Raw genomic sequence first — 8,230 nt, forward strand, 5'->3', positions numbered from 1 at the left:
AGCCGCAGAAGGCTGCGGCTTGCATACAAGGAATATAGAATGACTGTTATGAATCGTTTCAGAACATACGCTTATGAAAAATAACACCGCAAACGAATAAGCCAAATCCCGTTCCGGAATAAACGCATACGTCCCTACATTCATTTTCAGACACACTTCTCCCGTTGCAGCTTACAGCCGCCTGCCAGTAACTGTGCAGTTAAGTGGGAAAATCAGTGTGCTTACTTCATCGGACGTATGGTTACCTTCCTTTTCATGGGATACTTACTTGCAGTCAGTATAGCAGATCACAACACATTTGCAAATAACCCGCGTTATTTTCCGAATACCAAAGTTGTATTGGACGAACCTGCATATTTCGTTACAAACTCTTTAGTATATTCAGGAGTCTGTACCTGATAGCTATAGTTTTTGCTTGGGTTCCAGTTGGTTACACGCGATTTTTGGTTGTTGATGGCGGGTAAACTCCCCACATCTTTAAACTCGCCATTGGCTTTATCATCAAGAATACCGCCCTTTTCACTACCTTTTCCAAAGTAGTTGTACTCAGAATAGATTCTTGCATTCGTAGCAATGGTGTAAGCAAGCTGGAAATTATTAATATAATTATTTTTAACATGGAAATATCCATATCTCATAAGTCCTGGGCCACGTACAAGCAAGTTTTCAAAGTAATTATTGGCGATCGTGATATGGGGCATGCCATCATAATTTTTATTGCCATCATCAGGGTATCCCAAAATGAGACCATATTTGTGATTGGCAAATTTGGAGTTACTAATGGTTACATAATCAGCCGATTGACCTATGTACAAAAGTTTGTCCAAATCCGAGCCATTCGCATTATAATTGTGACCTGCAAATGTAACATGATCAATCCAATAATTTGTACCTGCCGTAAGATAAAGTTGGATGTCATCGTTACCGTTAATGTTAGCACTGTGCTCAAAAGTTAAATTTTGAAAGATCACATTTCCCGAATTATTTGTTGTTTTCAAATGAATGTTAACCAGCTTGTTTTGCGCGTAAGAACCAATGAGTGATTTGTTGGAACCAATGTTGACCACGGTTTTAGAGGAGGCAGAAATATTTTTTTCGATTACCAGAATTTTAGGGGTTGAATCCCCTAACTGGTTTTTCAAATCGTTTAGATTATTGATATAGATGACCTGACCACCTTTTCCCCCCGTTGTGGCAGACTTCGTAGCTCCATTTTCACTTTTAGCCTGTCCGGCAAAACCAGTCATTCCATTCGTCGACGTATTTGGAAAATCAGCAGCGGCGAACGTAGAACTAGCTGGAAAAGTAAACAGCATCAAAGTTAATGCTAAAAACAGAAAAGAAAATTTCCTCATTGCAGCTACACCATCCTTTTTTTAGTTAAATCCCAACAATGCGACTATACTTATTTTTTAGTAATTGGTAAATAGTTCTTTTTATCTGTTTATTTATAGCATATAAGATAAATATTTTATATTTTATTTTGTGCAGCAATGTAAAAATAGTTCGTAAGAACGCAAAAAAGCCGTGATACCCCGTTGGCATCCCGGCTATAATGTATTTATCTAGCTCCAAATAAAACAAAAGCCCTTGCGTCACAAGGGTTCCGAACTTCTTAAAACAGTAAGCGGGTGATGGGAATCGAACCCACGCTATCAGCTTGGAAGGCTGAAGTTCTACCATTGAACTACACCCGCATTTTATAACATCGCGATTCTTATGTATGACACGCTTAACCTATCGTCAACCAGCTGAATCAGGATGTTATTTAGTATAACTTACCTTTCAGCAAAATGCAAGCATACTACATACTATCCTGAGCCAGCCAATTCATAGGTTTACGTAAAAACAATTTTTCAAAGACTTCTGCCGGAATGGGGCGACTAAAGTAATATCCCTGACCCTCATGACAATCCTGTGCCTGCAAAAAATGAAGTTGCTCCTCATTTTCCACCCCTTCAGCCGTAACCTTCAGCTTCAAATGGTGAGCCATGGAGGCAATAGTAGATACAATTGCCGCATTTTTGCTGTCGACCAGTACCTCATTTACAAAGGAACGGTCAATTTTTAGACGATCTATCGGGAGATTCTTCAAATAATGCAATGAGCTATAGCCAGTTCCAAAATCATCAATACTGATTGCGACACCAATAGCCTTTATTTTTTTCAACTGTTCAAAGGCCCGATCCTTATCAAAGGTCATACTTTCGGTAATCTCCAGCTCTAGATAGCGTGCTTCAAGTTCCGTATAGGTCAAAATGCCCCGAATTACATCCACCAGCTTTTTTTGCTGAAATTGGCGCATGGATAAATTGACCGAAATCGGGATTGGTGGGTACCCGAGCTCCTGCCACTGCTTATTTTGCAGACAAGCCTCCCGTAACACCCATTCCCCCAAGGGCACAATTAAACCACTTTCTTCAGCCACCGGAATAAAATCGCCCGGCATCACCATCCCACGATGAGGATGATTCCAGCGCACCAGCGCCTCCAAACTCGTGAGCTCGCCACTTTGCAGGTGGACACGTGGTTGATACACCAATGAAAATTCCTCATTTTCAAGTGCTCGCCGCAGATCATTTTCCAGCTGGAGTCTTTCATGCGCTCGCATCTGCATCGCGCTGGCATACCGCTGAAAATTCACTCCCTGCTCTTTGGCACTATGGACAGCCGTATCCGCCTGCTGAATAAGCTGTTCACTCTGATTCGCATCCAACGGGTATAAAGCTATACCAACGCTCACCGTCACATGATAAGACTCTCCATCAATATCGAAAGGCTGATCGAACAGCTTCACCATATCATCAATACGATTTCTCATAGCATCTGTATCTTCGTATCCCGTTAGAAGAAAGGCAAATTCATCTCCGCCCATGCTAAAGACAGCTTCCCCTTCATGGCTAAAATGCCCCAAGCGTTCGCCTACTGCATACAGCAAATAATTCCCTGCCATATGTCCAAGCGAATCATTAATCGCCTTGAAACGATCAATATTTAGCACTAAAAGCGCTATTGTCTCATCCGATTTTAATGATTTGCGCAATATTTTATCTAAGCGTTGGGAAAGGCGACGACGATTGGGGAGTCCTGTTATATCATCATTATAAGCAATGTGATTAAACTCAGATTCTGCTGCCTGCTTTTCACGATAAGGAACCAGAACCATCAACCGAACCAGCCCGCTCAACATATTATAAAATGCTATCGCGTTGGTCAAAAGTCCCAGAAGGTGATTAATATCGCTCATTTGCTCAGCAAATAAATAGAACAACTGACTCACAACACACAGCCCAATCCCACGAATAATAAGCAACATGCCCAACTCTGCCGGGCGGGCTTTCCGATATTTTCTCACCCCGAAAATAAAAGTGAGCACAAGCAGTAACATCACAGCCAGATTTAACGTCCAGCCCAGGTTGCCTATTTCGTATCGTATACGTAGATCTGGTAAGCCTGCACCAAATGTCTTAATAACTCCTAGAATCAGCAAAGTGCAGCCTATCCCCGCCCACAAAGCCACTGTTTTGTATTCAGACTTCGTCTTGCTAAACGGGAGGAAACAAACACATAAGAGCAAGACAGCGGTAAAGGCACGATTTACAAACAGCAGCCATAACGAAATGCCCGGAGACAAAGCAAAGTCCGTCAGGCTTACGAAACTAAACGAAACAATATGAACAAGGTAAAGCAGACCAGCCACCAAAAACGTCGGGGCAATAAGAAGCCTCTGCAAAGATAACTGTTCCAGTAAAACGGACCAGGATTGATAAAAAATACAAAAACAAATCGCAGCACAGGCAAATCCTACAATCGGATATAACAAGAAAAAAACATTATGGGAGTATATCTTATTCAAAGTTACGTGAAATAACTGAACCAAGACAAACAAAACTATCGAAGCAATGCCGATACCTATCGTTTTTTTTACTTCCAGCCGTATACTCATTCAGCCTCTTCAGCCCCCTGCATATCGGAGATTCCGATCATCTAAGACGTTTGACAGCTTTGGAAGCCGTTGTTTAAGTCTATAGTATCAAAAATAATGTTGTATTCTGGTATATAATAGCATTTAATCTGTGAAAGGTGAATCATTTTTTTGTCTTAAATTCGTGAATTCATTTTCGCATTTACGCAAATAACCGAGCTTACAGCACCAAAAAAGCGCATCATCTTGTCAGATTATGCGCTTCAGACAACCTTTTCCAAAAAGGTGATACCTATACCCCAACGCTGCACAACATAAAAGAAATAGTATGTACAGGACCCCTCTGCGAAAACCTCCCCATATTAAACTACAGGAAGCGTAATTTTAAATTGTGTGCCACTTCCATGTTTACTGTCTACATGTATGAAGCCTCCGTGATTTTTGATAATTCGATAGCTCACAGCCAGTCCCAATCCGGTTCCACTTTCTTTTGTTGTAAAAAAAGGATCAAATAAACGCGCCAATGTATTGTGATCCATACCTAATCCGTTATCTTCAATACAAATGTGAACATAATTGCCCTCAAGCACTGTATGGATATCAATGCAGCCCTCTCGTTCCCCACCGATGCTTTCAATGGCATCCATCGCATTTTTAATCATATTGAGGATAACCTGCTTAATCTGCTTCACGTCAATGGAAACCTTCATGAGCTCATCATTTTCGTCCAATGCAATCTGGCAACCCTTCATCAATGCTTCGCTTTCTGTCAGCATCACTACCTCTTTCAGCAGCCCCATCACAGATACAGCCGTTTTTTGCGGAGCCGAAGGCTTGGACGAATTTAAGAACTCATAAATAATGTCGTTCGCACGATCAATTTCTGTTAATATAATGCGAGCATACTCATCCCTGCCCAACTCCACCAAATGCGGTCGAAGCAATTGAATAAAGCCCCGGATTGCGGTAAGCGGGTTACGGATTTCATGGGCGATTGAGGCAGAGATGCGTCCCAGCATCGCCAGCTTATCGTTTTGATACGCCGTCTGCTCAATCTGCTTATAATCCGACACATCCTTGACGCTAAACAAAAAATCGCCATCCATCTGATCACCGTAGGTCACTGTTATCAACCAATGCCGACCATACTCATCAATCAACTCATGATAGCGCTTTCTATGAAAGATAGTTTCTTTATAAATCCGCATGATTTTCTTCTTCTTAAACCGACTTAACTCAGGATGATGCAAAATTTGCATCAAATTGCGACCTGCTAGCGAACTCCGTGGTAGCTCCAGCAATTTCGCCATTTGCACGTTAATAAAGGTCAGTACCCCGTCACTGTCAAACAGCATGATACCACTATCCAGGTTCTCCAGCACATTTTCATACTTGTTATTGGCGATCTGTGTGGAAGGACAAGCTCCCACGGTATCAAGCAAGGCTTCTTGGAATTCACTGATCATGCCAGGCTTCCCCCTTGTTTCGGAATGACAAACTGGCCGTATCGGACGCGTAATAATCTTGAAGAAGAGAAAGGCATCTATCGACTACCCTTCAATGGTGTAGAAAACAGTTTCACAGAAATCCGACCATCTCTTTCCAATTCGAGTCTTATTTTATGATAGACAAGATTAAGGATCGCAGTCAATCGGAAAAAGTGTCGAATCCACATTTTTATCCTGTTTTCTTTCGTCATAATATCTGCGCAACATTACCAAAATGAAAGATTACGTTAGGAACAAGCGCCCTACACACCAAAGAAGCTCTCCAGAATTGAGAGCTTCTTTGGTGTGTAGGATGTCAACTGCCGCTCTTATTATGTTGAAGCCGGGATCGTCTTTGGCTCATAACGGCCAGTCTTCTCTTAAGCTCTCCCTGCCATTTTTCATCATTCATCTGTTTGGCTACCATCAATAAATCCAGGGATATGTCAATTTGACGCTTCACAATTTCAAACGCATCTTCACTTTCACGATTCACACAATTTTCAAATATCGTATCATCGTCTTCCATGACATAATCCTGAAAATCAATCTCGGTTGCCCCATCTCCATGTGCATATTCAGCCAGAATTTCATACTCATTTTCGACTTTATAATGAACTTCAATGCGACGACATACCGGGCAAAACAGCAAAGGAACATTATGAACTTGGGTGCGGTAATGCTTCAGCGTTCCCTTGGTTCCTACCATGCTTGCTCCACAGCAATAACTCATCCGGGCTCAGCCTCCTCTGAACAAAACCTGTTCTGCCTTGTTTATCTTCTACACTACCTTATTCGCTTTCATCAGGCAAAATTCCTCCAGAACACAACAACATTTCCATAATTATTTGTTACTTCACTCTGTATTGTCTCATTCAAACAGGCTATCCTCACATCTCCCACTGCACAGAGCAGGCAAGCAAGCCCCCAATAACGGCAGAGTAACCGCTAGTTGGGGGCTTGCTTGTTTAATTTCAACTTGTGAAGCTTATATTATAGATTTTGATCGCCTGGTTTCCAGTTCATTGGGCACAAGCCACCGGATTGCAAAGCTTGCAGTACACGCAAAGTTTCTTCCACACTGCGGCCTACGTCGTTGTGGTTAACCACTTGATATTTCAATTCGCCTTCTGGATCAATGATGAACAAGCCGCGCAATGCAACGCCTTCTTCTTCGATCAGAACGCCATAATCGCTTGCTGTTTTTTTCGTGATGTCAGAAGCCAATGGGAAGTTCAGTTTGCCCAGACCGTTGTTTTCTTTAGCTGTGTTAATCCATGCTTTGTGGCTGTGCACGGAGTCTACACTGATACCCAGAATTTCAGTATCCAGCTCTTTGAATTGGTCAGCAGCATCGCTCAATGCTGTAATTTCCGTAGGGCACACAAAAGTGAAATCCAGTGGATAGAAGAAAAATACGAGCCACTTGCCACGGTAATCGGAAAGCTTCACCGAACCAAATTCTTGACCGTCTCCAGTTACTGTTTCCAATGCAAAATCAGGGGCGGGTCTTCCTACCAATCTTTCTGCCATAATATGAAATCCTCCTTTAAAATATGTAAGAAAAACACCGAATGTGCTTTCCTCAATCATCTGTATTGTAATGAACAACTTACTTGATAAATGTTATCATTCGCTGAAATCAAAGTCAATATTGTAACCATTACTTTTTTGTAATTATTTTAAACTAGCTTAAAAATTCACAACTTATTCACATTTTGAACTTTTTGAATATACAAGTAGCTCCTGATTGCTCAGGAGCTACTGTGCCAAACATCTGCCGAAAAGGCTGTACTGTATAACCTTACTATATAATAGGAAGCTTTTTTTCAGAACGGGTACATTAACAAAGCTTTTAGCGAATAGCTGCTGCGATCAGATCGCCCATTTGAGTTGTCGAGATCGCTTGAGATTTATCCACCGCAATATCTGCCGTACGGTGCCCTGCATCCAGTACCTCAGCTACCGCTTTCTCAATGGCATCAGCTGCCTTCTCGTACCCGAAGGTGAGACGGAACATCAAAGCAACGGACAAAATCGTTGCAATGGGATTCGCCAGTCCTTGACCTGCAATGTCAGGCGCCGAGCCATGTACCGGCTCGTATAGGCCGAAGCTGCCTTGTCCAAGTGATGCGGAGGAGAGCATGCCGATGGATCCGGTCAGCATAGCCGCTTCATCACTGAGAATGTCACCAAACATATTTTCCGTCACGATGACGTCAAAGCTAGATGGACGACGCAGCAATTGCATGGCACAGTTATCGACCAATACATGCTCCAGCTCGACATCCGAGTAGTCTACAGCAACCCGGTTAACTACTTCACGCCATAAACGGGAGGTTTCCAGTACATTAGCCTTATCCACCGATGCAAGTTTTTTGCGACGTTTTTGTGCAATTTCGAAAGATTGGCGCACAATACGCTCTACTTCCGTTACATTATATGCACAAGTATCAACTGCTTCCTCACCTTGAGGACTTTCTCGTCTGAACTTCTCGCCGAAATAAATGCCGCCCGTCAGTTCGCGCACCACGATCAGGTCCGTTCCTTCCAACACTTCCGGTTTCAATGTAGATGCGTCCTTGAGGCAGTCGAAGACGACAGCAGGACGAAGATTCGAAAACAGACCGAGCTCTTTACGAATGCCCAGCAGTCCAGTTTCAGGACGAAGTTCCTTTGGATTGTTGTCCCATTGTGGTCCTCCTACCGCTCCCAGCAGAACAGCATCTGCAGATTGACATACTGCCAGTGTTTCTTCTGGCAATGGTGTGCCCTTCTTATCAATCGCAATCCCGCCGAACAGCGCATGCTCCGTTTA

General features: G+C 42.7%; 5 protein-coding genes, 1 tRNA gene and 1 pseudogene. All 7 read right to left on the bottom strand.

What is annotated here, in order from left to right:
- Positions 1–314: 314 nt before the first annotated feature.
- The gene (locus tag GRP75_RS15110; RefSeq protein ID WP_372238121.1) at positions 315–1,316 is read right to left on the bottom strand and encodes a polysaccharide lyase family 1 protein; all 1,002 of its coding nucleotides are present in this window, start codon (positions 1,314–1,316) and stop codon (positions 315–317) included.
- Between the two features lie 310 nt (positions 1,317–1,626).
- Positions 1,627–1,697: transfer RNA gene (locus GRP75_RS15115), tRNA-Gly, on the bottom strand.
- Positions 1,698–1,804: 107 nt separating this feature from the next.
- Positions 1,805–3,946: a bifunctional diguanylate cyclase/phosphodiesterase gene (locus GRP75_RS15120; RefSeq protein ID WP_160789710.1), complete on the bottom strand. Its 2,142-nt coding sequence runs from the start codon at positions 3,944–3,946 to the stop codon at positions 1,805–1,807.
- 341 nt (positions 3,947–4,287) lie between these two features.
- Complete coding sequence (locus GRP75_RS15125) at positions 4,288–5,391, bottom strand: ATP-binding protein (RefSeq protein ID WP_023987764.1); 1,104 nt, start codon at positions 5,389–5,391, stop codon at positions 4,288–4,290.
- Positions 5,392–5,728: 337 nt separating this feature from the next.
- Positions 5,729–6,145, bottom strand: a complete 417-nt coding sequence (locus tag GRP75_RS15130; RefSeq protein ID WP_013309391.1) for a hypothetical protein — start codon at positions 6,143–6,145, stop codon at positions 5,729–5,731.
- 260 nt (positions 6,146–6,405) lie between these two features.
- Positions 6,406–6,945, bottom strand: a complete 540-nt coding sequence (locus GRP75_RS15135; protein ID WP_023987763.1) for a peroxiredoxin — start codon at positions 6,943–6,945, stop codon at positions 6,406–6,408.
- Positions 6,946–7,267: 322 nt separating this feature from the next.
- A pseudogene (leuB, locus tag GRP75_RS15140) lies at positions 7,268–8,230 on the bottom strand (3-isopropylmalate dehydrogenase); the annotation flags it as partial.

The organism is Paenibacillus sp. OT2-17, assembly GCF_009827695.1.
Taxonomy (GTDB): Bacteria; Bacillota; Bacilli; order Paenibacillales; family Paenibacillaceae; genus Paenibacillus; species Paenibacillus polymyxa_B.

Excerpts from the sequence above, each read along its gene's own strand:
- GRP75_RS15110 (WP_372238121.1), bottom strand. The coding sequence starts at position 1,316 with ATGCTGTTTACTTTTCCAGCTAGTTCTACGTTCGCCGCTGCTGATTTT.
- GRP75_RS15120 (WP_160789710.1), bottom strand. The coding sequence starts at position 3,946 with ATGAGTATACGGCTGGAAGTAAAAAAAACGATAGGTATCGGCATTGCT.
- GRP75_RS15125 (WP_023987764.1), bottom strand. The coding sequence starts at position 5,391 with ATGATCAGTGAATTCCAAGAAGCCTTGCTTGATACCGTGGGAGCTTGT.
- GRP75_RS15130 (WP_013309391.1), bottom strand. The coding sequence starts at position 6,145 with ATGAGTTATTGCTGTGGAGCAAGCATGGTAGGAACCAAGGGAACGCTG.
- GRP75_RS15135 (WP_023987763.1), bottom strand. The coding sequence starts at position 6,945 with ATGGCAGAAAGATTGGTAGGAAGACCCGCCCCTGATTTTGCATTGGAA.